Annotated in this window: 21 protein-coding genes; 7 read left to right on the top strand and 14 right to left on the bottom strand. The window is 72.5% G+C overall.

Annotated features, from left to right (window positions below; translation table 11 throughout):
• Positions 1–2 precede the first annotated feature (2 nt).
• Complete coding sequence (locus tag AB0B45_RS28995) at positions 3–1,370, top strand: AlkA N-terminal domain-containing protein (RefSeq protein ID WP_358136720.1); 1,368 nt, start codon at positions 3–5, stop codon at positions 1,368–1,370.
• Positions 1,367–1,867, top strand: coding sequence for a methylated-DNA--[protein]-cysteine S-methyltransferase (locus tag AB0B45_RS28990; protein WP_358136718.1), 501 nt, complete (start codon positions 1,367–1,369; stop codon positions 1,865–1,867). Before AB0B45_RS28995 ends, AB0B45_RS28990 begins: the two co-directional genes overlap by 4 nt.
• A 56-nt stretch (positions 1,868–1,923) precedes the next feature.
• On the opposite strand, the gene AB0B45_RS28985 is transcribed toward AB0B45_RS28990, so the two are convergent.
• Positions 1,924–2,841 (bottom strand): sporulation protein, encoded by a 918-nt coding sequence (locus AB0B45_RS28985; protein ID WP_358136715.1) that lies wholly within the window; start codon positions 2,839–2,841, stop codon positions 1,924–1,926.
• 96 nt (positions 2,842–2,937) lie between these two features.
• On the opposite strand from AB0B45_RS28985, the gene AB0B45_RS28980 reads away from it, so the two are divergent.
• A complete protein-coding gene (locus AB0B45_RS28980) occupies positions 2,938–3,549 on the top strand; it encodes an AAA family ATPase (protein WP_358136712.1) in 612 nt (203 codons plus the stop codon).
• 21 nt (positions 3,550–3,570) lie between these two features.
• Here the strand turns inward: AB0B45_RS28980 and AB0B45_RS28975 are convergent, their stop codons facing one another.
• Positions 3,571–4,212, bottom strand: a complete 642-nt coding sequence (locus AB0B45_RS28975) for a hemerythrin domain-containing protein (protein WP_358136709.1) — start codon at positions 4,210–4,212, stop codon at positions 3,571–3,573.
• A gap of 69 nt (positions 4,213–4,281) precedes the next feature.
• On the opposite strand from AB0B45_RS28975, the gene AB0B45_RS28970 reads away from it, so the two are divergent.
• On the top strand, positions 4,282–5,103 hold the full coding sequence (locus tag AB0B45_RS28970; RefSeq protein ID WP_358136706.1) for a MarR family transcriptional regulator: 822 nt from the start codon (positions 4,282–4,284) through the stop codon (positions 5,101–5,103).
• Here AB0B45_RS28970 and AB0B45_RS28965 read toward each other — a convergent pair.
• The 12 genes from AB0B45_RS28965 to AB0B45_RS28910 all read right to left on the bottom strand — a co-directional run bounded on the left by AB0B45_RS28965 (position 5,090) and on the right by AB0B45_RS28910 (position 15,859).
• Positions 5,090–6,010: a hypothetical protein gene (locus AB0B45_RS28965; protein ID WP_358136703.1), complete on the bottom strand. Its 921-nt coding sequence runs from the start codon at positions 6,008–6,010 to the stop codon at positions 5,090–5,092. The genes AB0B45_RS28970 and AB0B45_RS28965 overlap by 14 nt on opposite strands.
• A complete protein-coding gene (locus tag AB0B45_RS28960; protein ID WP_358136700.1) occupies positions 6,007–6,606 on the bottom strand; it encodes a hypothetical protein in 600 nt (199 codons plus the stop codon). Before AB0B45_RS28960 ends, AB0B45_RS28965 begins: the two co-directional genes overlap by 4 nt.
• Before the next feature lie 52 nt (positions 6,607–6,658).
• Positions 6,659–9,562, bottom strand: a complete 2,904-nt coding sequence (locus tag AB0B45_RS28955) for a BTAD domain-containing putative transcriptional regulator (RefSeq protein ID WP_358136697.1) — start codon at positions 9,560–9,562, stop codon at positions 6,659–6,661.
• 210 nt (positions 9,563–9,772) lie between these two features.
• Complete coding sequence (locus AB0B45_RS28950) at positions 9,773–10,183, bottom strand: pilus assembly protein TadG-related protein (protein ID WP_358136694.1); 411 nt, start codon at positions 10,181–10,183, stop codon at positions 9,773–9,775.
• Complete coding sequence (locus AB0B45_RS28945) at positions 10,180–10,548, bottom strand: TadE/TadG family type IV pilus assembly protein (protein WP_358136692.1); 369 nt, start codon at positions 10,546–10,548, stop codon at positions 10,180–10,182. Before AB0B45_RS28945 ends, AB0B45_RS28950 begins: the two co-directional genes overlap by 4 nt.
• Before the next feature lie 17 nt (positions 10,549–10,565).
• Entirely contained in the window at positions 10,566–10,985 is a 420-nt protein-coding gene (locus AB0B45_RS28940) for a TadE family protein (protein WP_358136690.1), read from the bottom strand.
• A 65-nt stretch (positions 10,986–11,050) separates the two neighbouring features.
• Positions 11,051–11,281, bottom strand: a complete 231-nt coding sequence (locus AB0B45_RS28935) for a hypothetical protein (RefSeq protein WP_358136687.1) — start codon at positions 11,279–11,281, stop codon at positions 11,051–11,053.
• Complete coding sequence (locus tag AB0B45_RS28930) at positions 11,281–12,201, bottom strand: type II secretion system protein (protein WP_358136685.1); 921 nt, start codon at positions 12,199–12,201, stop codon at positions 11,281–11,283. The genes AB0B45_RS28935 and AB0B45_RS28930 overlap by 1 nt, the downstream gene beginning before the upstream one ends.
• An 86-nt stretch (positions 12,202–12,287) precedes the next feature.
• On the bottom strand, positions 12,288–13,151 hold the full coding sequence (locus AB0B45_RS28925) for a type II secretion system F family protein (RefSeq protein ID WP_358136684.1): 864 nt from the start codon (positions 13,149–13,151) through the stop codon (positions 12,288–12,290).
• Entirely contained in the window at positions 13,151–14,449 is a 1,299-nt protein-coding gene (locus AB0B45_RS28920; RefSeq protein WP_358136681.1) for an ATPase, T2SS/T4P/T4SS family, read from the bottom strand. Before AB0B45_RS28920 ends, AB0B45_RS28925 begins: the two co-directional genes overlap by 1 nt.
• Positions 14,446–15,180: a hypothetical protein gene (locus AB0B45_RS28915; RefSeq protein ID WP_358136678.1), complete on the bottom strand. Its 735-nt coding sequence runs from the start codon at positions 15,178–15,180 to the stop codon at positions 14,446–14,448. Before AB0B45_RS28915 ends, AB0B45_RS28920 begins: the two co-directional genes overlap by 4 nt.
• A gap of 1 nt (position 15,181) precedes the next feature.
• A complete protein-coding gene (locus tag AB0B45_RS28910) occupies positions 15,182–15,859 on the bottom strand; it encodes a hypothetical protein (RefSeq protein WP_358136675.1) in 678 nt (225 codons plus the stop codon).
• A 237-nt stretch (positions 15,860–16,096) separates the two neighbouring features.
• Between AB0B45_RS28910 and AB0B45_RS28905 the strand changes: the two genes are divergently transcribed.
• From AB0B45_RS28905 to eccB, 3 genes are all read left to right on the top strand, one after another.
• On the top strand, positions 16,097–16,315 hold the full coding sequence (locus AB0B45_RS28905) for a hypothetical protein (RefSeq protein ID WP_358136673.1): 219 nt from the start codon (positions 16,097–16,099) through the stop codon (positions 16,313–16,315).
• 200 nt (positions 16,316–16,515) lie between these two features.
• Positions 16,516–21,000 (top strand): FtsK/SpoIIIE domain-containing protein, encoded by a 4,485-nt coding sequence (locus AB0B45_RS28900; RefSeq protein WP_358136670.1) that lies wholly within the window; start codon positions 16,516–16,518, stop codon positions 20,998–21,000.
• A gap of 48 nt (positions 21,001–21,048) precedes the next feature.
• A complete protein-coding gene (gene eccB, locus AB0B45_RS28895) occupies positions 21,049–22,458 on the top strand; it encodes a type VII secretion protein EccB (protein ID WP_358136667.1) in 1,410 nt (469 codons plus the stop codon).
• Positions 22,459–22,469 lie beyond the last annotated feature (11 nt).

Genomic DNA, 22,469 nt, shown 5'->3' with positions numbered 1-22,469 from the left:
GCATGGAAACGTTGGACTTCGACGCCTGCTACCGCGCGGTGTCCGCGCGCGACGCCAGGTTCGACGGGCGCTTCTACACGGCGGTGAAGACGACAGGCATCTACTGCAGGCCGATCTGCCCCGCGCGCACGCCCGCCTCGCGCAACGTGCGTTTCTACCGGCACGCCGCCTCCGCCGAGGCCGCGGGGTTCAGGCCGTGCAAGCGGTGCCGCCCCGAGCTGTCGCCCGGCGACCCAGGCTGGGACGTGCGCGGCGACCTGGTGGGACGGGCGCTGCGGCTGATCGACGACGGCGCGGCCGACGACCACGGCGTCGCGGGCCTCGCGACCAGGCTGCACATCACCGAGCGGCACCTGCACCGGCTGTTCGTCGGCGAGCTGGGTGTCGGGCCGCTGGCGGTGGCCCGCACCAAACGGCTGCTGCTGGCCAAGCAACTGCTGACCGAGACGGCGCTGCCGGTGACGGAGGTGGCGTTCGCGGCGGGGTTCGGCAGCGTGCGGCAATTCAACGCCACCATGCAGGAGACGTACGGCTTCACGCCCTCGGAGATGCGCGCCACCGCGCACCGGCCCGGCGCTCCCGCCGCGCTCAGGCTCAGGCTGAACTGGCGGGAGCCGTACGACGTGGAGCGGTTGTTCGCCTTCCTGGCCGCACGCGCCATCCCCGGTCTGGAGCGCATCGAGAACGGGTCCTACCACCGGGTCGTGCAGGGCGGCTCGATCACGCTGACGCCCGGCGAGGGGCACGTCCTGCTCGACGCCTCGCTCGACGACACCAGGCACCTGGCCAGGGTCGTGGCGCGCTGCCGCAGGCTGCTCGACCTCGACGCCGACCCCGCCGCGATCAGCGAGGCGCTCGGGGCGACGTCGCTGGCCCCGCTGGTGGCCGCGCGGCCGGGGCTGCGCGTGCCCGGCGCGTTCGACGGGTTCGAGCTGGCCGTGCGGGCGATCGTCGGACAGCAGATCTCGGTCGCGGGCGCCAGGACACTGCTCGGCAGGATCGTGGACAGGGCGGGTGGTTTCCCCACCGCCGCGCAGATGGCGGACATGGACCTGTCGGGGCTCGGCATGACCACCAGGCGCGTGGCCACGCTGCGGGACCTGGCGGGCCGTGTCGCCGCGGGCGACATCGACCTCGACGGCGGCCAGGACCCCGCCGACGCGGTCGCCGACCTGCTCAAGGTGCCGGGCATCGGCCCGTGGACCGCCGGCTACATCTCGCTGCGCGCGCTGCGCGACCCGGACGCGTGGCCTTCGGGCGACCTCGTCCTGGTCAAGCGCATGGCCGCGCTCGGCATCCCTCAGGATCATCTCGAGCGGTGGCGGCCCTGGCGGGCCTACGCCGCCCTTCACCTCTGGAGCTCTTCATGATCGAGGCACAGCTGCTGCCCAGCCCCGTCGGCCCGCTCGCGCTGCTGGCGCGCGACGGCGTGATCGTGGCCGCCGGGTTCACCGCCGACCCCACCGAGATGTTCGTACGGCTCTCGCCCGAGCTGCGGGCGCACGGCCTCGACGTCGTGGACGACCTCGGCGCCCCCGCGGAGGCGGTGCGCGCCTACCTGGCCGGCGACCTCGACGCGCTCGACGCCGTTCCCGTCGAGCAGCCGGGCTCCCCCACCCGCAAGCGGCTGCACGAGGCTCTGCGCGAGGTCAAGGCGGGGACCACGGTGTCGTACGCGGAGCTGGCCGAGCGGGCGGGCATGCCGAGGACCGCGGCGAGGGCGGCGGGCTCGGCCTGCGCCCAGAACCTGATCGCGCCGTTCGTGCCCTGCCACAGGGTGCTGCCGAGCACGGGCGGGTTCGGCGGCTACTACTACGGCGTGCCGGTCAAGGAGTGGCTGCTGGCGCACGAGTCCGGCAGGGCGTGAGCCTCGGGCCCCGGCTCGGTGGCGACCCGAGCCGGGGCCTAAGCGTCAGACCCGCGTCACCAGTCGCCTTCGCCCTCGTCGCCCTCGAAGATCTCCTCGATGACCTCGCCCACGACGAGCCCGCCGACCACGCCGGCGGCGGCACCCGCTGCCACGGCACCGAAGCCGGGACCGCCATGACCGTGGTCGTCGTCGTAGCCGTGGTGGCCGTGATGGTCGTGGTGGCCGTGGTGGGAGGACCGCGACAGCTGGGCCATCCAGCGGTCGATCTCCCCCGCCCAGTCGGTGCGCAGAGCCTCCTCGTGGGTGACGTGGAAGCGGCCGATCGCGTCTCCCGAGCGACCTCCCGACTCCAGGACGATCTCGAGACCGCCCTCGTCGGCGACGAAGGTCAACTCGGCCTCCCCGCCGCCAGGGGCGTAGAACTCGATCTCCTGGTAGAACGGCAGCTCCTGACGCACGCCGTGCAGCCGGCCGACCTCCAGGTCGGCGGACCTGAACTGGAAGCCGAGCTGCGGGAACGCCTCCAGCACCCGCAGCTGCGAGGGCAGCGGCTCGACCACGACGGGGTCGAGGTCGCCCTTGTCGACGGCCTTGGCGATGGCCAGTTCGGTGCGCACACCCACGGCCATCCCCGTCAGCGGACGGCCGCCTACCTCGCTGATCGGGGTCTCCCACGGCACGCTCACCGTGAAGCCGAGGGTCCTGTCCTCGCCCTTGGCCAGCGTGAAGGGCCCTGAGACGGTCGTGCGGAAGAACTCGCCGACGCCGCTCCCCTCGCCTTCGCCGTGCTCGATCTCGACCCTGGCGACCAGACCGAGCGTGACGTGCTCGATCTCGGCGTCGAAGTCGCCACCCTTGAGCCGTACTTCACCGGACAGCCGCCCGCCAGGCTGGACCCGCGGGGTGGTGAGGACGGTGTCCACTGTGGGGGCGCCGACGCCGAACGCGCCCAGCATCCGCTTGAAGACCACGGCTAGTTCTCCCTGTCGAGTTGGATGGTGCGACCTCACGCCTCAACGATCAAGGTGCCGAGCCGGTTCCTGATCGCGGGACGTATGCTTTCGCGCATGACCGTCCGAGGGGCGATCGAGACCCTGCGCTATCCCGCCAAGTCACTGGTGATCGTCACGGGCCTGCCAGGCGCGGGCAAGACGACCCTCCTACGCCGCCTGTACGGCATGGACGGCACCGAGAGCGTCCCGTTCACCTCGGGCCACGTGACGGTGATCGACTCCGGGCAGTCGCGCGCCCGGTGGACCGGCAGGCTGCGCTGGGCACCCAAGCCGGTGCGCACCGGCGTGGTGTTCGCCACGCACGTGTGGCGGATCAGGCGCGGCCTGAGCGTGGGCGGCTCCGTGATCGCGCACAACAGGGGCTGCGGGCCCCGCGTCCTGCGAGCGTTCGCGTGGCTGGCCCGACGTCACAGCGCGGAACTGCACCTGCTGCTCCTCGACGCGCCACCCGAGGTCGCGCTCGCCGGGCAGTACGCCAGGGGCAGGGTCGTGCCGACCACGACCTTCACCCGCCATCGCCGCCACTGGCACGCGCTGCTCGGCCAGGTGCGGGCAGGCGACCCGAGACCCGCGCTGGGCGCGCACGTGCTCGACCGCGCGGGCGCCGACCGGCTGATCAGGATCGCCTTCGACGACCATCAGGGGTTGGCGGTCTCCGGCGGCTGACAACCCGCGAGCTGCCGACGATCAGGACCTTTCGGACCGGCCCCAGGCGTTCATCGCGTCGTAGGCGGCGCGCCACTCGCCGCGGTAGGCGGCCTGGATGTGCTCGGGCATGCGGCCCAGGATGAGCGCGGTCCGCTCCTCGCTCGCGTCGTCCAGCACCCATGGCAGGTAGCGGGTGGCGTCGGCGCCGACCCGCTTGCCGTGCTCCTGGCCGAAGGCCTGCCACTGCTCCGCGGTGACGCTCAGGTCGATCACCGCCAGCGCCTCGCTCTCCTCGTGCTTGAGGTGCCCGCCGAGGACGCCGGTCAGGGTGTCGGAAAGGTCGCCGAGCCGTTCGTGACCCGAGTCGGGGTCGGCGATCGCCGCGTCGAAGGCCTCCAGGAGGGGGTCGATGAGCGCGTGCTCGGCCTCCATGGCGGCAAGCAGGGCCAGCTCGTCGGGCCGGTCGGCCAGGGTTCGCTCCATCACCGGCCACAGCATGTCGTCCTCGGTGGTGTGGTGGACCCGCAGGTAGGCCTTGAACATCTCCCAGCCCACGGCCGCGCCCAGCAGCCGCCCCGGGTCGTCGTCCATGCGGGCGGTGATCCGGGCGATGCGCTCCGCGTCCCGCCGGAGGGCGTCGTGCACCGCGAACATCATCGTCATGTCGAGTTCGTAGGTCATGCGACAAAGCTAGAGCGACACATCCCAACTGTCAACATCCCAACTATCAATCTCTGATACGATTGTGCCGTGACCTCGACCCTGCCTGATCTGGTCAAGCGCTCCCTGGGAAACCTGCTGCGCCAGGCGTTCACGCGGTTCGCCGGAGAGTCCCGCTCGCGCGAGTTCGTCCTGCTCGACGTGCTCGCCGACCAGGACGGCTGCTCGCAGCAGGACCTGTCGGAACGGCTCGGCATCAACCGGACCATCATGGTGAAGCTCGTCGACGGCCTGGAGGCCCACGGCCACGTCACCAGGACCCGCAACCTCGGCAACCGCCGCTCCAACGTGCTGCGCCTGACCGACAGGGGCCGCCAGGCGCTGGCGAGCATGCGCGAGGCCGCCGCCGCCCACGACGCCGAGCTCACCGCGGCTCTGACGCCCGGCGAACGCGACAGGCTCAACGAGCTGCTGACCCTGCTGCTCCCCGAACCGGCGCAGGTCCAGAGCACCGCGTACCTGATCTCCCAGGCGCACTACCGGCTGCGCAGGCTCGGCGACGCCCTGCTGGCCGAGACAGGATTGCGGACCAGGCACTTCGGCCCGCTCGCCGGGCTCGACGAGCTCGCGCCGTGCGCGCAGCACCGCCTCGCCGACCATCTGCGGATCACCGAGCCCGCCGCGGCGGAAGCGGTCAACGAGCTGGTCAGGGCCGGTCTGGTGGCGCGCGGCAGAGACCCGCACGACCGCCGCCGCTACGCGCTGGAGCTCACCGACCTCGGCAGGCGGCGGCTCGAGACGGTCAGCGAGGCGCAGGTCACGCTCCAGGCGCGGGTCCGCGAGCTGCTCGGCGGCCCCGAGCCCGAGCAGGAGCTGCGCGAGCTGCTCCAGAAGCTGGTCAGCGACGCCTGACCGTGCTCTGCACCTCGCCGACGGGCACGTCACGGGTGGCGCCCACCTCGACGGGGTCGTAGGCGAACGGCACCACGTCGTCCTCCACCTCGACGGGCCACACGGTGGTGACCGTCAGCACGTACACCTCGCGCGGCTGGTCGACGGAGGCGCGCAGGTACCGCACGCCGCAGGTGAACTCGCCGCCCTTCTGGTACGGCCGGCCCGACGTCCCGCAGTCCTCGCGCACCTCGGCCCGGTCCGACGACGTCCCAGCGTCGATCTTGATGTCCTGGAGCGACGCGGTGACGGTCGCGCTCATGACGCCAGGGATGGACGCGGTGACCGAGCGCGTCGGCGTCCCGACGCCGCCGAGCCACACCCAGGTCGGCAGGTTGACGTAGCTCTTGGCGTCGGGGTTCAGCTTCACCTGCGGCTCGGGCACGGTCAGCGCCGCCCTGGCGATCTCCACCAGCTCCGCCAGCGTGATGCCCGCGGGCGGCGTGGTGCCGGGCGGCACCCACACGAACTGGTCCAGCCCTCCCCAGCAGGCCCTGCCCCGCGCGTCCGCCTCGTTGTAGGCAGGGGTCCACCAGCGGCCCGGCTGCCCGATCTTGTCCTTGAACTGCTTGAGGAAGGCCTGGAACCGCTCCTCCGTGCCGTTGGGATTCATCCTGAACCAGTAGGCCCTGACGTCCTCCTGGGTCTTGAACATCTCGGCGGCGTCCGGGCCCGGCTCGTACCAGCAGGGGCGTTTGAGCTGGTAGCCGTCGCCCTTCCCGCCCTTCGCGCCGTTGCCGGTGATCACGATCTTGGAGTTCTCGAGGCGGACGCCTGCCGTACGGCCGTCCTGGAAACCGTCGCCGCGCGGACCTCCGGGGTCGAGCAGCAGCAGGCCCGTGACGGCGGCCGAGAGGAGGCGGTTCATTGGGCACACCCTTCCTTGCCGTGCCTGAAGTCCTTGACCCGCCAGACGCCGTCCTCGCCCTCGGCGAGGATCATGGCCTGCAGGTAGGCGGCCCTGGTCCACGCGGGCTGGGTGGGTACGGCCACGCCGCCCCTGCCCTTCAGGACCCGCAAGCGCGTCTCGTCCACGCAGGCGCCGACCTCGGCGCCGCCGTCCATGACGGCGGTGACGTTCATCGCGTAGATCCGCGCGGTGCCGCGCACCGACAGGTCGTCGAAGCTCAGCACCCAGTCGACGGCCTCGCGTCCGCCCGGGTCGGCCACCCTGGCCAGATAGGAGTCGTCGCCGGTGACGACGGCCTTCCACATCCCCGTGTAGATGTCGGTGAACGCCTTGAGCAGCGCGGCCTGCCGCGGGTCGGTGGTGGCGGGCCGTTCGACGAGGATCTTCGTCTTCGGCCCCACGAGGATCGTCTCGGTCGAGGGGGCGCCGGCCGTCGCGCGCGTGGGCGCGGCGGCCTGGCGGGGGGTGAAGGGCCGATCGGCGCCGGCGGTCGCGCAACCGGCCCCGAGCAGGGCGGCGACCACCGGTGCGATCAGCCCTCGCATGCGGATCACGCTAGGTCTCCCTGTCTTCCAGGAGCCATTGATGTGCGGCTTTTGGTATGAATCACGCGGAAGACTCCCTGACCACGTAGATCCGCCATGACGGCAGCAGGTCGTCGATGAGCGCCTCGGTCTCGGGGGCCATGCCGCCGCCGTACGGGTGAGAGGCCGACCTGCGGGTCAGGCCCTCGACGACGGCGCGCAGCCGTACCTGGTCGCCCGTGGCGTGGGTGGCGCGCAGCAGGTCGCGCCACAGGCCCTCGTCGTCGGCCGCAAGCAGCAGGCCCGCGCGGACCGCGGCCACCGCCGCGTCCGCGTCGCCGTGGGCCAGCTTGACCTCGCACAGCCGGTGGGCGGCGTCGGCGACGGCCGCCGCCACGTCGTACTCCAGCTCGTCGGCGGCCAGCCACGCGTACCTGCCGCCCGGCCTTCCCGCCAGCAGCGGCCCTCTGACCAGCCCGAGCGCCTTCTCCAGCAGGACGGCCCGCGCGGTCTCGTCGTCGTGCGAGCGCCTGACCAGCTCACGGAAGAGCACCCAGTCGGTCCGCACCTCGGGGCCGAGCCTGAGCCGTCCCGCCTCGTCGGTGCGCAGGTGTTCCTCGCCGAGCCAGTGCGCGACCCGCGCGATCGTGGCGTCGCGCACCAGCGCCTGCACGCCCCGCGGCCACAGCACGCCGCCGAGCACGACGGGATGGACGCCGCCCGGATGCGTGGCCAGGTAGACCAGCAGCTCGGTGGCCAGCTCCATCCGCCCCTCCTCCATCGGCTCGGGGCCGCTGACCTCGATGGGGCCGAGCAACCTGATCTCGACGGCGGGCGGGTGGAGCTCCTCCAGCGGTTCGGGATCCGGCATGGCCTCGCCCTCGTGGCGCTGCGCCGTGTCGAACAGATCCAGCAGCGCCCGGTAGTGGCGTCGGGGTAGCAGTTGCGCCGTCACCTCGAAGCCCAGCTCGGGGATGCGCGCGCGGCCGTCCTCGGTAATCTCCATGGTCCAGGTGGCGTGCGGCACCTCCCCGGTGACCACGAACCCCGCCGTGTCCTTCCTGGCGAGCAGCGCCAGACGCCGGGCCTCCTCCACCGTGGGCGCGACGGCGCTGAGCAGGTAGTGGGCCAGGTGGGACTGGCCGTTGATCCGCCCGGTCAGCACCTCCTGGCGGGGCGCGGCCATCTTCTCCAGCTCCGGGAGCGCCTCCGACAGGCTCCCCACGGAGCTGACCCGGTCGGGCGCGATCGCGGTCAGCTCCTCGCCGAACCCGACCAGCGTGATACGCATCTCGTCCGACCATCTGTTGGTGGCCAGCTCGACGGCCAGAGCGGCGAGCGCGGCGGTGGTGTGCGGGCCGCGGATGTTGATCAGCCCGTGGGCGGCCTCCAGGTCGACGAGGACACGGCCGCCGCCGTCCGTGCCCAGCGAGACCAGCCCCGGGTACGGCGCGCCGCCCGCCTGCTCCTCCAGCAGCCTGCCCTCGTGGGCGGCCAGCCGCCAGACCTGCCCGCCGTCCTGCGCCTCCCACGGCTCGGGCGCGTCAGGGCTGGGCGGATGGATCCACAGGTCGAGGGTCCTGGCCGACAGGTGGGCGGCGTAGACCGTGGGAGGGACGCGCTTCTGGGCGGCCAGCTCGACGCCGAGCAGGCGCAGGCCGATGTCCAGCATGCGAGCGCCGGGGGCGTCGGCGCCCAGGCGGAGCGCCACCTCGGCCTTGGCGGCGTCGTCGCGGGGGCGGGCGATGCGGTGACCGAACGCGCGACGCCAGACCTGGCGGCGGCGCCTGCCCCCGAGAATCACGAGGAGTCCCGCGGCGGCCAGGGACGCGCCCGCGAGGTAGTCGACGAGATCGAGCCCGGGGTTCTGCTCCGCGCCACCGTCCTGGTCGGCGGGCGCTTCCGCCACCGCTCGCCCCGCCTCGGCCCCATCCTCCACAGGCCGTGCGCTCTCCCGGGGCCGCTCGGTCCCTTGCGGCCGCTCCGCCTCCTTTGCCTGCTTCGTCTCCTCGGAACGCCTGGCCTCCCCGGCCCGCCTCGCCTCCTCCGCCCGTTTCACTCCCTCTGCGCGCTTGGCCGCCTCTTCCGCCCGCTTTACCTCCTCTGCACGCTTGGTTGCCTCCGCGCGTTTCGCCTGGTCGGGGCGCTTCGTCTCCTCGGTCTTCGGGTTCTGGTGAGCGGGGTTGGCCGTCTCCTTCGCGGGTGCGGGCTGAGCGGCCTTCCCCGGCTCCTGCTCCGACACCGCCGGTGGGCCAGGATGGGCTTTGAGGATCTTCTCCCTCGACTGCCCAGCGGGCACGATGTGCACGTTGACCGCGTCGTCCGGCATGTCCAGCACCCACCCCGGCCTGATCAGGTCGGCCATCCGCAGGCGGGCCCCGTCGGGCTGTTCCTTGTGCTGGTTCAACCGGAAGATCTCCGGATATCTCCGCCCATCGCCCAGACACTTCTCCGCGATCTCCCACAGGCTCTCATGGTGCCTGCCGTGCGGAGGCTGAACGGTGTAGACCTTCCTGGCCTTGTAGACGGTCGTCTCCTCCTCGAACACCGGCGCGGCGTACGCGACCGTCGTCATGGCGGGACGTGCGGGCGGCGCGCTCAACCCCGCGATGGGCACGGCCACCGCGCCCGCCGTGAACAGCAGCAACACCGCCGACACCAGCCGGTTGGCCAGCGCCTGCGTCGCCCCCGACAACGGCACGCGGGCCGGCATCCCCACCCTGCGGATGCCGCCGTAGACCTCGACGACGACGCACACGAACAACTGGAGCCACGCCAGCCACACCAGCAGCACCATCAGCGCGACGACCGTGCTGGCGCCGACCTGACTGGTCACGAGGTCGAGGTCGAGCAACTCGGGAGAGATCGGCGGCCCCGCCAGCGTCAGCAGCGCGTACGGCACGCCGCCCACGAGCGCGACCAGCACGACGAGCGCGCCGAGCCCCGCGAAGATGTCGCCGGGAGTCCGTTTCGGCAGGATCCGCACGGGAGCGGGCCTCGGCCGCTGGCGCGCGGGTCTCTCCGGCCCGCGCGCGGGTTTCGCGGGGACGCCCGCCGGTTGTGCGGCACCGTTTCCTGGGCGTGCGGGACCGTCCGCGCGCGCGGGTTCTCGCGTCGGCATGGCCTCTCCCTCCTTCGCATCAAGCGTCGTCACCCGCCGCGGGCCGAGCCAGCGAGTGACGTGATTCGGTCTGGCTCAGCGGGCGTCGGGCGCGGCGGTGGCCTGCCCCTCCATCTCGGCGCCTGGGAATCCGAGCGCGCCGAGGAAGTAGGCCGTCCAGCGCACCCGGACCCAGACCGTCACCTGCGTCTGGGCGTCCCCGACCCGGCAGTCGGCGGGCCGTACGTCGGCGGCGGAGTAGGCGTTGATCACCTCGGTGGCCCGCGCGCACACCTCGTCCTGGCCGAGCAGGCGGGCCTGGCCGGTCTGGCGCAGGTGTTCGACGTCGATCCGGTCCGCGCCCGCCCTGGCCGCCTGCTCGGCCACGTCGGCGGCCCGCAGCCTGGCGTTGATCGCCGCACCTCCGTCCACGAGCAGCCCGGCCAGCAGGAACACCACCACCGAGAACAGCACGGTGAACACCGACATCGACCCGCGCTCGCTCAATCGACCCTCCTGAACTGCTCCAGCGGGACGACCGAGGTGCCCGTCATCCGCTTGGTGGCGCCGAAGCCCAGGAACTCCAGGTCGAGCTCGCAGGTGACCGCCGCCTGGACCTGGCCGCCCTCCTCCCACCTGGTGCCCGACAGCGAGACCTGCGGCGCGGCGCACTGCCCCTCCAGCGCCGACCTCGCGCTGTCCTGGGCCGCGCCTTCCGCCGCGTCGAGCGTGCGCTGGACGGAGGCGGCCCGCGCCGCGTCCATGGCCGCGCCGTTCACCTCGCCCTGCGCCTCCACCAGCCGTCCCGCGCCTGCCAGGAACAGCAGGAACAGCAGGAAGACCGGGGCCAGCATCACGGTCTCGACGGCCATCGAGCCTCTGTCCGCGTTCAACGGCAGTCGTCGCCTCCGTTGTCGGGGCGGAAGCACTCCACCGGTCCTCCCGAGGTCGCCGTGATCGTGAACGTCAGCTCGGGGAGCAGCGGGATCACCTGCACGGCGCTGCCCGTCACCGTCACCCATCGCTCATCGCTTCCCTTCGGTACAGCTGACGCGGCGGCGCCGCCGAGGATGCGGGGGCCGATCGCGCGGGCGACGTCCTCGGCCCTGGAGACGGCCTCGTCCTGCCAGCTCGTCGAGTCGAACGGGGCCGACCTGGCGACCCTCGCCCCCTCCCTGGCGGCGGCGTCGGCCACCTGCCGCCCGTGGAACCACAGCGCGACCTGCACGATGAGGAGGACCACGGCCAGGACGACCGGCATGATGAGCGCCAGCTCCACGACCGTCGCCCCCCGCTGCCCGCTCTTCACATCGGGCGACGCCTCCCCGGCCGACGGACGACCGGCATCGTGCCGGGACAGGTCGCGGGCGAGGTTCACTCGTCGCCGCCGCCGGACCCGCCGCCGCCGAAGCTGTTCTGCAGGTCGGTCTGCTTCTGCTCGACCAGCGTCTTGATGAGCGTCGCGAGCCCGAGCGCCACCCCGGCGATGATCGCGGTGATGATCACCCACTCGACGGCGGACGCCCCCCGCGACGGGGCGGTGCGGGCGCGGTGGAGGCGGACCCCGAGGTACGCCGTCAGGTACACGATCCATGGATGGTTCATCAGGACCCCAACATCTTCATAGCGGCGGGAAAACTGAGAAAGATCACGAACCCGGCGCACAGCAGGAGCTGGGCGACGAGCATGGACTGGGACCGCTCCCCCGCCCGCCCCTCGATCTCGGCGAGTTCGCGGCGGCGCAGGGTGGCGGCGCGGGCGGTGAGCGAGGCGCGCACCTTCGCGCCGTCGTCGGCCACGAGCCCGAGCGCCGCCGACAGGTCGCGCAGCTCGTCGACGTTGATCTCCTCGCCGAGCTGGCCGAGCGCCTGCCACGGGGTGATGCCGACGATCCTCGCCCCGCTGAGCGCCTCCCTGATGCGGGACATCGCCCAGTTCGGCGAGTCGCCGCTGACCGAGACGGCCATCATGAGCGCCTCGGGGACGCCGCGCCCGCCCGCCAGGTTCATGGCGACCAGGTCGAGGAACGCTCCGACGACGTGGCGGAAGTCGCGCCGCTTCGCCGCCGCGTCCCTTCTGATCTGCAGGTCAGGCAGGAGGAAGAACACCAGGGAAACGGCCAGCGCCGCCCAGAACGGAATGGTGAGCGACACGCCCCACTTCATCAGCACCAGCCATCCGACGAGCACGGGGAAGGCGAGCAGTCCTGAGGCGGCGAGGAGCGCCTTGGTGGCCAGGAACCCCTCGAAGGAGCGTCCGACCAGCGCGAGGTCGGCCTTGATCGAGCGGACCTCCCAGCCTCTCGCGGCGTAGAGCCTGGCGAGCCGTACGCCGAGACCGCGTCTGAACGCGCTGACCTCCTCGTCGGGAAGGACGAGCTGGAGGCGGGGCGCGTCGGCGTCCTCCCTGGCGGCGTCGAGCGCCATGAGGCGGGCCACGAGCCCAGGGCGGGCGGGGAAGAGCGCCCGCGCCAGGAGGAAGAGCCCGAGCCCCAGGACCCCTCCGGCCAGCACACCCTCAACCACCCGACCCCTCCTTCCCGTACGGCTGGCCCGGCCGGCCGGCGGAGCACTCGCCCAAGCGGTGGGAGGTCAGGGGCGACCGGCGGATGTCAGGCATGAGGGGCTCCCGTGGGCTTGGGGAGGTCGAGGGCGAGCAGGCGGGTCGGTTTGTCGAAGCGGGCCAGCCGTCGCATCCACGCGAACCCCGCGCCGAACAGCCCCGCCACCACCACGAGGACGGCCTGTCCCAGCCATGAGCGGTACTCGGCCACGTAGGACGGGTTGAACACCACCAGCGCCGCCGCGAAGCCGAGCGCGGTGAGCACGACGATCTGCACCGATCTGCGGGTGGAGCGACGCTCCGCTTCGACGCGGCGGCGCATGTCCAGCTCCTCCCTGGCCGAGACCGCCAGCGCCCCCAGCACGTCCCGCAGCCCGGGCCCGCGCAGTTTGGCGTTGAGGATGAGGGCCGCGATGACCAGGTCGGCGGAGGGGTCGTCGAGCTCGTCGGCGAACAGCCGCAGGGCGTCGGGCAGCGCCATCCTCGTGTGGAGCCGGTCGACCATGGCCCGCAGGTGCGGGCGCAGCATCGGCGCGGCGGCGCGGATCGACGAGGGGATGGCCTGCTCCAGGCCCGCCGCGCCCGCGATCGTGTCGCGCAACGACTCGGTCCACGCGGCGAGCCCTTCGAGACGCACCATGGCCGCCCGTTCGGAGGCCGCGCCGCCGGACAGCCCGCGCCAGGCGAAGACGAGCAGCGCGGCGCCGCCCGCCATCACCGGCCACTGGGTCACGGCGAGGATCAGCGTGGCCAGGATAGCCGCCACCGCCGTGCGGGTGGAGAGCGTGCGGAGCAGGCGGCGAGGCGACGAGGCGGGGCGGGGGCGCATGCCGTGGAGGGAGAGGAAGAGCAGGAAGAGGCCGCCGCCGGCGGCGGCGCCCGCGAGCATGGCCAGGGGGTCGAGGCCGATCATCACCAGCCTCCGGGGACGTAGCCGTGCGGGGTGAGCTCGTCGAGGCAGGAGACCGGCGCGTGCGGCACGGCGGCGCCGTCGGGCCCCGGCGCGAAGATCTCGCTGGACAGGACGCGCCCGTCGACGCCGTTCACCTCCCTGACGCTGGAGACGAAGCGCCGCAGCGTGCCGCCCGACGCGTAGTCGTTGCGCTTCTCGATGAAGACGACGAAGTCGATGGCGCCGGCGATGAGCATGTGGGTGGCGTCGACGGGCAGCCGCTCGGCGGCCTGCAGCGCGTAGGTGGAGATGCGGTTGAAGACCTCCATGCTGGAGTTGGCGTGGATGGTGGACAGGGAGCCGTCGTTGCCCTGCGTCATGGCGTTGAGCATGGTGACGATCTCGTCGCCGAGGACCTCGCCGACGATCACGCGGGACGGGTTCATCCGCAGCGACCTGCGCACCAGCTCGGCCATGGTGATCTCGCCCTGCCCCTCGGAGTTGGGCAGCCGTTGCTCGAAGGCCACCACGTTGGGGTGCAGCTCGGGGAACTGGTCGAGGCCGAGCTCCAGCGCCCGTTCGACGGTGATCAGCCGCTCGACGGCGGGGATCTCGTTGGCCAGCGCCCGCAGCAGCGTCGTCTTGCCCGCGTTGGTGGAGCCGGCGATCATGATGTTCTTGCGGGCGGCGACCGCGGCGCTGAGGAAGCGGGCCAGGTTCGGGCTCAGCGTGCCGTTGCCCACCAGGTCGGACAGGAAGACCTTGCCGAGCCTGGCGCGGCGGATCGACACGGCGGGCCTGACCGTCACGTCCATGACGGCGGACAGCCGGGAGCCGTCGGGCAGGCGCAGGTCGAGCTGCGGGTTGGCGGTGTCGAACGGCCTGCTGGACAGGCCCGAGTAGGCGGCCAGGATCTGGATGAGCTCGATCAGCTCCTCGTCGGACTCGGCGACGGGCTCGTGGGTGAGCTCCTGGCCGTCGGCGTAGCCGACGAAGACGCGGTCGCAGCCGTTGATGTCGATGTTCTCGACGTCGGCGTCGTCGAGCAGCGGCTGGAGGCGGCCGACGCCGAACAGCGCGGCGTGGATGCCCGCGGCGAGCGCCTCCTCCTCTTCCAGCGTCGGCGGGGTGCGGCCGGAGCCGATCTCGCCGCGCGCGAACTCCTCCAGCACCTGGGAGGTCAGCGCCCTGGCGAACTGCCGCTCGTCCTCGCCCGTCATCGCGGGCATGCCGTTGGCCTGGTCCAGACGGCGCTGGTGGGCCAGGCGGTCGCCGACCTCCTGCCGGAAGCGCTTCACCAGCGAGTGGTCGAGTGTCATGACACCCTCACCTGGGAGGAGAGGCGTCCTGCCAGCTCGCGGGCCGTACGGATGAGCAGGGAGCGGTCGAGCCGCCCTCCCCACTGGCCGCGCAGCAACTCAGCACCCTTGGGGTCGTGCGCGAGCCCCGCCACGAAGGCCGCCTGGCCGCCCACGATCCTGCGCACCTCGTCGATGGAGGCGCGGTAGGTGCGCGGGTCGGCGATCACGACCACTCCGACCTGCGGGCCCTTGGGCAGGATGGCGAGGCGCTCGCGGAGGTGGGCGACGTGGTCGAGGCTGGCCCTCGTGAGCAGCACGAGCAGCTCGGCCTCCGCGATCAGCTCGCTCACCTGCGCGTGCGCGCCGAGCCTGCCGCAGTCGGCCAGCACGTCGGCGTGCGGCAGAGCGGACAGCGCACGGCCCAGCGGCCCCCACATCCAGGTGAGCCCGGCCGCCTGCTCGCCGTGGGTCAGCCCCGCCAAGACGTCGAGCCCGCCGATGATCTTCTGGGTGTGCTCGTGGATCTGCCCTGGTTCGAGCCCGCGCCTGGCGGTCGCGCCCAGCGTGAGCAGGCCCCTGCCGGAGTTGAGCATCCCGCCGTCCAGGGCGGGCAGCCGGTAGGCGAGGTCGCCGCCCGCCGGATCGCATTCGGCCAGCAGGACGGCACGCGGCCAGACGGCGCCGAGCGCGGTCGCCGCGGTGGTGACACCCGGCGCGCCCTTGTCGGCGGCCAGCACGATCAGCGCCACGTCAGCGCGCTCCCGGCAGCTCGGCCACCGCGATCTCGCCGCTGGAGGCATAGGCGGCGATCTGCGGCGACACGGTCGCGTCGACGATCACCGTGATCAGGCCCGCCGAACCCGATCTGGTGGGCTCGCCCACGATGTGGACCAGGGCGTTGGGGGCGAGCACCCTGCTCTGCGCGGTCGCCGACCGTCCTGGCACGTGGATGACCTGCACGCGGTCGCCCTCCTTCAGGCCCGCGGGCGCCTGGCCAGGCTTGAGCGCGAGCCCGACCTTGGCCTTGCCGGGGCCGAGCTCCTTGCTGGCGGTGACGGTCATCTCGTCGGTGAGGAGGGTGCCGGGCAGGAGGGTCACGCTCGCGTACGTCTCGATCACCGCGAGCCGCCGCGACCACGCCACATATCCGATGCCCGTATCGGCTATCTGCACCTCTTCCAGCGCATTGGGGGAGATCTTCTGACCCGCCCCGATCTGTTGCACGACCCTGATGGCGGAAATGCGGTCGCCGCTGCGCATGACCAGCAATGTGGTGGCCAGCGCGCCACCGAGAATGAGGAGTACGGCAAGCGCCGCGAGCGCGGGTTTCCGCTCGCGTGGCGGCACGGGGAGCTTGCGGGAAGCGCTGCTGGAGAGCACGCCTGCGGGTCCTGCCGCGTTGACGGCAGGCTTTTCGCTGGTCCTCATAGGTGGGGGGCTCCCATGATGAAATTGCGGAATTCAGGCCATTATGTGCATCTACCGGCCTGGCGCGGGGCCCGAATGCGATGAACAATGCTCCTTTCGCAGGTAGGAGGCTGTCAACCAGACCCGTTAATTAAAGCTGCTTGAAATGCCCGCTTATTTAGTGATAGCAACCACATTCGTCTCAGAATTCACATGTTCGTCACCTGAACCTGTTCAAACTGTGGGATGCTTGGTCGCATGGGCAGGCTTCGCGGGCTCTTCGCCCGGCTCCGTCGTCGCTGGGTCTCGCGTGTCGCGGGCGCTCCTGCCACCTCGCGGGTGGTCGGCGGGCTGCACAAGGCGGCCTCGAACCTGGTGGAGGTGACCGCCGAGGTGAACGCCTACGCCGGGCTGCTGGAGGAGAAGGCGGAGGAGCTGAAGGATCGCACGCGGGCCCACCAGCAACCCCCTTCCTGACACAACAGCCCCCCTTTCACGCCCCGGCATCGTCGCGTCGAACCGCGACCCCGCCTGCGGCAGTCCTGAAAGGCGTAACCCCGTGCGGACCGGCGCGCTCGCCCGGCGAATGGTCATTCATGCCGGAGTCGTCATCCGGGCGGCGAACACGGCAGGCAAGGGTTAGCGTGGCGGCCGGTCCGACCCCGAGGAGACGGCACATGCGGATCATGCTCACCGTGCTCGACGAGCGCGGCGACCGTGACGTCGTGATCGAGGGCGACGAGGCCACCACGGTCGCCAAGGTGGCCGAGGCCCTGACGGAGCCGCCCGAGGAGCCGCTGGCAAAGGTGGTCCGCCTGTCCAGGAGCCGCGCGCCGTACGGGCTCGGCGGCTCGCCCCGCATCCCCCGGCAGCGAAGCGAGGTGCGCACGGCGGCGCCCCCGGCGGGCGAGGACGCCTGGGCGACGGGCTCGGGGCTCGGGTTCGAGGGGCCGACGGTGTGGCGCGACGGCAAGCCCGTCGACCCGAGGGCGCCCGCGCGGGCCGTCCTGCGCGACGGCGACACGATCACCCTGCACCCCAGGCTGGCGGGCCTGACCGTCGTCGCGGAGCCCGGCGGGGTGGCCGAGGTCAGAGTCGTCGGCGGTCCCGACGCGGGTTCCGTGCACCGCCTTGGCCTGGGCGTCCATGTGATCGGCGCCGACCTCACGTGCGCGATGGCCGTACGGGATCCCGCCCTGGTGCCCGAGGCCGCGATCGTCAGGGTCACCCCTGCCGCGATCACCGTCGAGCCCCCGCCCGCCAGGCACCAAGAGCCGCCGAGGAAGAAGGCGAAGGGCAGGTACGCCGAGGAGCTCGACGAGCTGGCACTGCGGGACACCCCGCCGATGGGCGAGCCGCCCGGCATCCTCATGGACGGCGAGCCCGTCACCGCCCCCGTCGACTGGCCCGAGCACGCCCTGCTCACCGCCGGTTCCTCGATCTTCACGCTGACCGCGATCGAGCCCGCCGACGCCCACCTCGCGCCGCATCCGGACGGCGGCCTGGCCTACAACCGCCCGCCCCGGCTGAAGCGGCCCGACACGGCGCGCAGGTTCGAGGTCCCGCAGGAGCCCAAGCGCGCGGAGACGATGCGGCTGCAGCTGCTGGCCGCCTTCCTGCCCGCCGTCCTCGGCGTGACGATGATGCTCGTCACCGGCCAGTGGTACTACCTGCTCATCGCGCTCATGACCCCGCTCATCATGGTCGGCCAGTGGTGGAGCGACCGGCGGCACGGGCGCAGGCAGGACAAGCGCTCGGCCAAGCAGTACAGGGAGGACCTCGCCCTCTTCCGCGAGGAGGTCGAGCAGGCCCGCAGGACCGACCAGCGGGCCAGGAGGGCGGCGGCCCCCGATCCCGCCGAGGTGCTGCTGACCGCGACGGGACCGCGCAGGCGGCTGTGGGAGCGCAGGATCCACGACGCCGACGCCCTCAGGCTCCGCGTCGGGCTCGCCGATCTGCCGGCGGAGCTGGAGTTCGACGTGCCGTACGACACTCCGGTCTGCGAGAAGGTGCCGGTGGCGCTGCCGATGCGCAGGCTCGGCGTCGCGGGCGTGACGGGCCCGCGCGAGGACGCCGCGGGCCTGGTGTCGTGGCTGGTCGCCCAGGCGGCCGCGTTGCACAGCCCGCGCGACCTGGCGATCGTGGTGATCTCGGCCTGCCCCGACGCGCAGGAGCGGTGGGGCTGGGTGCGGTGGCTGCCGCACTGCGCGCCGCACCGCGGTGAGGACTGCGTGGCGCTGATCGGCGCCGATCCCGAGTCGGCGGGCAGGCGGGTGGCGGAGCTGACCGCGCTGATCGACGAGCGGCTCAACACCGCGATCCCCGAGTTCGGGAAGGTCCCGACCGGCTGGGACGACCTGGGCGGCCCCGAGGCGGCCGACCACCGGCCCTCCTACGACGAGCGGCCCTACGACGTGCTGGTGGTGCTCGACGGCGCGCAGGTCCTGCGCGGACTGCCCGGCATGCCCCAGGTGCTGCGGCAGGGCCCGCGCGCGGGCGTCTACACCCTGGCCGTCGACGAGGAGCAGCGGCTGCTGCCGGAGGAGTGCGAGACCGTGGCCGCCTGCGGCCTCGACGGCCTGGTACGGCTGCGCGGCGGCGGCCTCGACGTGCTCGGCGCCGCGCTGGCCGACCGGGTACCGCCGTCGTGGTGCGAGCGTCTGGCCAGGGCGCTGTCGCCGCTCCTCGACGTCTCCCGCGACGACCCCTCGGACAGCCTGCCCGAGGCCGTGCGCCTGCTCGACCTGTTGCACCCGCCCGTCCGATGGAACGCTCCGAGCACCGAGGCGCTGCTGGGCGTCGGCCCCGACGGCCCGTTCACCGTCGACCTCGCCAAGGACGGCCCCCACGCGCTGATCGCCGGCACGACGGGCGCGGGCAAGTCGGAGCTGCTCCAGACGCTCATCTGCGCGCTGGCCGCGCGGAACAGGCCGGACCAGCTCACGTTCGTGCTGATCGACTACAAGGGTGGGGCTGCGTTCAAGGACTGCGCCAGGCTGCCGCATACCGTCGGCATGGTCAGCGACCTCGACGGCCATCTCACCCAGCGCGCGCTCACCTCGCTCGCCGCCGAGATCAGGCGCAGGGAACGGTTGCTGCTGGAGGCGGGGGCCAAGGACATCGAGGAGTACGAGGGCACGCTCCCGCGCCTCGTGCTGATCATCGACGAGTTCGCCGCGCTGGTCGCCGAGCTGCCCGACTTCGTGGCGGGGCTCGTCGACATCGCGCGCAGGGGGCGTTCGCTCGGCATCCACCTCATCCTGGCCACGCAGCGCCCTGCCGGGGTGGTGACGGCCGACATCCAGGCGAACACCTCGCTGCGGATCGCGCTCAGGGTGACCGAGGCGGCCGAGTCGGCCGATGTGATCGACGTGCCCGACGCCGCGCACATCTCCAAGGCGACTCCTGGCCGGTGCTATGTCAGGTCGGGGTCGGGGGCGGCGGTCGCCGTCCAGGCCGCGAGGGTGGGCGGGCGCGCCCCCGGCGACGCGCAGGCGCGGCTGCGCGCGGTGGCGCTGGGCTGGCCCGCTCTGGGCAGGCCGCTGCCGCCCGCGCCCGAACCCCTCGAAGGGCCGGCGATCTCCGACCTGGCGATCCTGGCCGACACGATCGCAGCGGCGGCGGAGCGGGCTGAGGTGCCCGAGCAGCCGAGCCCGTGGCTGCCGCCGCTGCCCGCGCAGGTCGTCCTCGATCCGCCCGAGGGGCTGGCGTTCGGGCTGAGCGACCTGCCGTGGGCGCAGGAACGGCGGCCGTTGACGCTCGACCTCGAACGGGGCGGCCACCTGCTGATCGCGGGCGCGGCGCGCAGCGGCAGGTCCACGGCCCTGCGCACGATCGCGGGCGCCATCGCCGCCGCGCGCTCCCCCGCCGACGTGCACGTGCACGCCGTCGACTGCGGATCAGGAGCGCTGCTGCCGCTGGTCGCGCTGCCGCACTGCGGCGCGGTCGTCACGCGCGACCAGCTCGACAGGGTCGAGCGGCTGCTCACCAGGCTGCGCGAGGAGGTGGGGCGCAGGCAGCAGTTGCTGGCGGAGGCGGGACACGCCTCGCTCGCCGAGTACCGCGCGGCGGGCCACCGGCTGCCGTGGCTGGTGCTGATGCTCGACAGGTGGGAGGGCTACGTCGCCGCCTTCGAGGGCTACGACTACGGCAGGCTCATCGAGGTGCTGCTCCAGCTGCTCAGGGAGGGCCCCGCGGTCGGGCTGCGGGCGGTGGTGACGGGCGACCGCTCGGCGCTGCTCGGCCAGGTGTCGACGGTCTTCGACGAGCGGCTGATCCTCCGCCTCGCCGACCCGGCCGACTACGGCCTGGCCGGGCTGCCGCTGAAGGACCTGCCCGCCTCGATGCCCCAGGGCCGGGCGCTGGCCATGAGGGAGCAGGGCGTCGTGGAGAGCCAGATCGCGCTGCTCGACCCCGACCCGTCCGGCCCCGCCCAGGTGGCCGCGCTGCAGGCGCTGGCCCGCACCCGCGAGCCCGAAGGCGAGCCGCCGCTGCGCGTGGACGCGCTCCCGATGCGCGTCACCGCGAGCCAGGCTCTGGCGCTCGGGCCCGCGCCGAAGGGGCCGCTGTGGGGGCTGCTCGGCGTGGGCGGCGACGCGCTGGCTCCGGTGGGCGTCGATCTGCTCGCCCACGGGCCGGGGGCCGTCGTCGCGGGGCCGCCCCGCTCGGGCCGCTCGTCGTCGCTGCTGACCGCCGCCCGATCTTTGATCGCGCGCGGCACGCCGGTCGTCGCCGTCGTCCCTCGCCGCAGCCCGCTGCGCGACCTGGAGGGCGCGCTGGCGATCCTCGACGGCGACGCCACGGGCCTGCGCGAGCTGCTCGAAGGACGCGAACGCTACGTCCTGGTCGTGGACGACGCCGAGCTGATCAACCCCGACTCGCCGCTCGGCCGGCTCATGGAGGAGACGCTCAGGACCGGCAGGGACGGCGAGCACGGCCTGATCATCGCGGGGACGACGGGCGACCTGACGACCGCCTACCGCGGCTTCGTCGCCGAGACCCGCAAGTCACGCACGGGGCTGCTGCTGTCGGTACAGAGCCCCGCCGACGGCGACCTGTTCACCGTACGGCTGCCGCGCGGCGCGGTCGGCGGGCCGCCGGGGCGGGGGCTCCTGGTGACGCTCGGCACCGTCACCCCCGTCCAGACCGCCCTGCCGGACTGATCGGCTCGCTCCTATGCTGGTCCGCATCCCCCGGAGAAACGGAGTGCGATGCAGACCAGGAAGGACCTCTACCAGGCGCACCGGCTGATGCAGCAACGCCTGGGCATGGCCCTGCTGCAGGCCGAGCCCGACGTGCCGGAGTCGCCCATGCGACGGCAGAACGTCGCGACGTTCTGCGGCATCCTGCTTGGCGTACTGGTCATGGCGGTCTTCGGCATCTGGGGCCTGGTCAGTCCAGGTGGTGCCACCAATCTGACCCAGCCGGGACAGCTTCTGGTCGAGGAGGAGAGCGGCGCCCTCTACGTCTACAGCCAGAAGGAGCGACGGCTGATGCCCGTCGCCAACTACACCTCGGCCAGGCTGCTGCTCGACGCCGCGGAGATCAAGACGCGCAACGTCTCGGCCGCGTCGCTCAGGGAGTTCAGCAGAGGGCCTCTGGTGGGCATCGCGGGCGCCCCCTACTCGCTGCCCTCGCGCAAGGAACTGGTCAAGACGCCCTGGTCGGTGTGCGTGGTGGAGGGCGAGGACCCGATCCTGGGCCGCAAGGCGTACACCACGCTGGTCGGCGGGATCGACCTCGGCGGCTCGCCCGTCGGAAGCGGTGTGATGGTGGTCAACGACGGCCATCAGGACTGGGTCATCTGGGCCGACCGCAGGATGAAGGCGGCTTCCCATGCGGTGCGCATGCTCGGGGGGCAGGCCAGGAAGGTGCCCCCGGCGTGGCTCAACGCCATCCCCCAGGGCGGGAACTTCGAGGGGCCCCCGGTAAGCGACCGCGGACGGAAGCTGAAGAGCCGTGACGGCAGGACGACCGTGGTCGTCGGGCGGGTGTACAAGGTGTCGGCGCTGCCCGGCAGTGAGGATCGCTGGTACGTCCTGCTCAACGACGGCTTCGCGCCCATCACCGCCATCCAGGCCAGGCTCCTGCTCGAGGACCCGGCCAGCAAGCAGGCGTACGGCTCGCGCAGGGCCGTCCCCCTCTCGACTGACGCGGCGTCGGTGAACGCCTCGCCGTCCAAGCAGAACGTCATCACCGGCGCGCTGCCCTCGACGATGCCGCAGGTCGTGAACCCGCCGGCCTCCGCGCCGCTGTGCGCCGTCTACGCCGATGCCCAGAAGGGCTCGGTCAAGGCGAAGCTGACGACGGGAAGCCGCATTGCGATCAATCCGCCTCGCACCTCGGCCGATCCCGAGCACTTCGACCAGGTCCTGCTACCGCCGGGCGCGGCGGCCGTCGCCGGTCTGCTGCCCGGTGAGAACCAGCTCGCATCGATCACCCAGTACTTCCTGATCACCGATCAGGGACGGAGGTTCGCCCTCCTGTCGGGCTCGCAGATCGCCACCCTCGGCTACGAAACCACCGACGTCACACCGATCCCCTCCTCGATCCTGCATCTCATCCCGGAAGGGCCGAAATTGGACCCAGCCGTAGCACTCCATCCGATTGCCCTTAACTAGGCCGAAACACC

This window comes from Nonomuraea sp. NPDC049152 (genome assembly GCF_040648355.1).
Classification (GTDB): domain Bacteria; phylum Actinomycetota; class Actinomycetes; order Streptosporangiales; family Streptosporangiaceae; genus Nonomuraea.
This window is presented reverse-complemented; position numbering and strand designations above follow the sequence as displayed.

Excerpts from the sequence above, each read along its gene's own strand:
- AB0B45_RS28910 (WP_358136675.1), bottom strand. The coding sequence starts at position 15,859 with ATGAGGACCAGCGAAAAGCCTGCCGTCAACGCGGCAGGACCCGCAGGC.
- AB0B45_RS28980 (WP_358136712.1), top strand. The coding sequence starts at position 2,938 with ATGACCGTCCGAGGGGCGATCGAGACCCTGCGCTATCCCGCCAAGTCA.
- AB0B45_RS28920 (WP_358136681.1), bottom strand. The coding sequence starts at position 14,449 with ATGACACTCGACCACTCGCTGGTGAAGCGCTTCCGGCAGGAGGTCGGC.
- AB0B45_RS28905 (WP_358136673.1), top strand. The coding sequence starts at position 16,097 with ATGGGCAGGCTTCGCGGGCTCTTCGCCCGGCTCCGTCGTCGCTGGGTC.
- AB0B45_RS28945 (WP_358136692.1), bottom strand. The coding sequence starts at position 10,548 with ATGGCCGTCGAGACCGTGATGCTGGCCCCGGTCTTCCTGCTGTTCCTG.
- AB0B45_RS28935 (WP_358136687.1), bottom strand. The coding sequence starts at position 11,281 with ATGAACCATCCATGGATCGTGTACCTGACGGCGTACCTCGGGGTCCGC.
- AB0B45_RS28990 (WP_358136718.1), top strand. The coding sequence starts at position 1,367 with ATGATCGAGGCACAGCTGCTGCCCAGCCCCGTCGGCCCGCTCGCGCTG.
- eccB (WP_358136667.1), top strand. The coding sequence starts at position 21,049 with ATGCAGACCAGGAAGGACCTCTACCAGGCGCACCGGCTGATGCAGCAA.
- AB0B45_RS28995 (WP_358136720.1), top strand. The coding sequence starts at position 3 with ATGGAAACGTTGGACTTCGACGCCTGCTACCGCGCGGTGTCCGCGCGC.
- AB0B45_RS28975 (WP_358136709.1), bottom strand. The coding sequence starts at position 4,212 with ATGACCTACGAACTCGACATGACGATGATGTTCGCGGTGCACGACGCC.
- AB0B45_RS28900 (WP_358136670.1), top strand. The coding sequence starts at position 16,516 with ATGCGGATCATGCTCACCGTGCTCGACGAGCGCGGCGACCGTGACGTC.
- AB0B45_RS28965 (WP_358136703.1), bottom strand. The coding sequence starts at position 6,010 with ATGAACCGCCTCCTCTCGGCCGCCGTCACGGGCCTGCTGCTGCTCGAC.
- AB0B45_RS28925 (WP_358136684.1), bottom strand. The coding sequence starts at position 13,151 with ATGATCGGCCTCGACCCCCTGGCCATGCTCGCGGGCGCCGCCGCCGGC.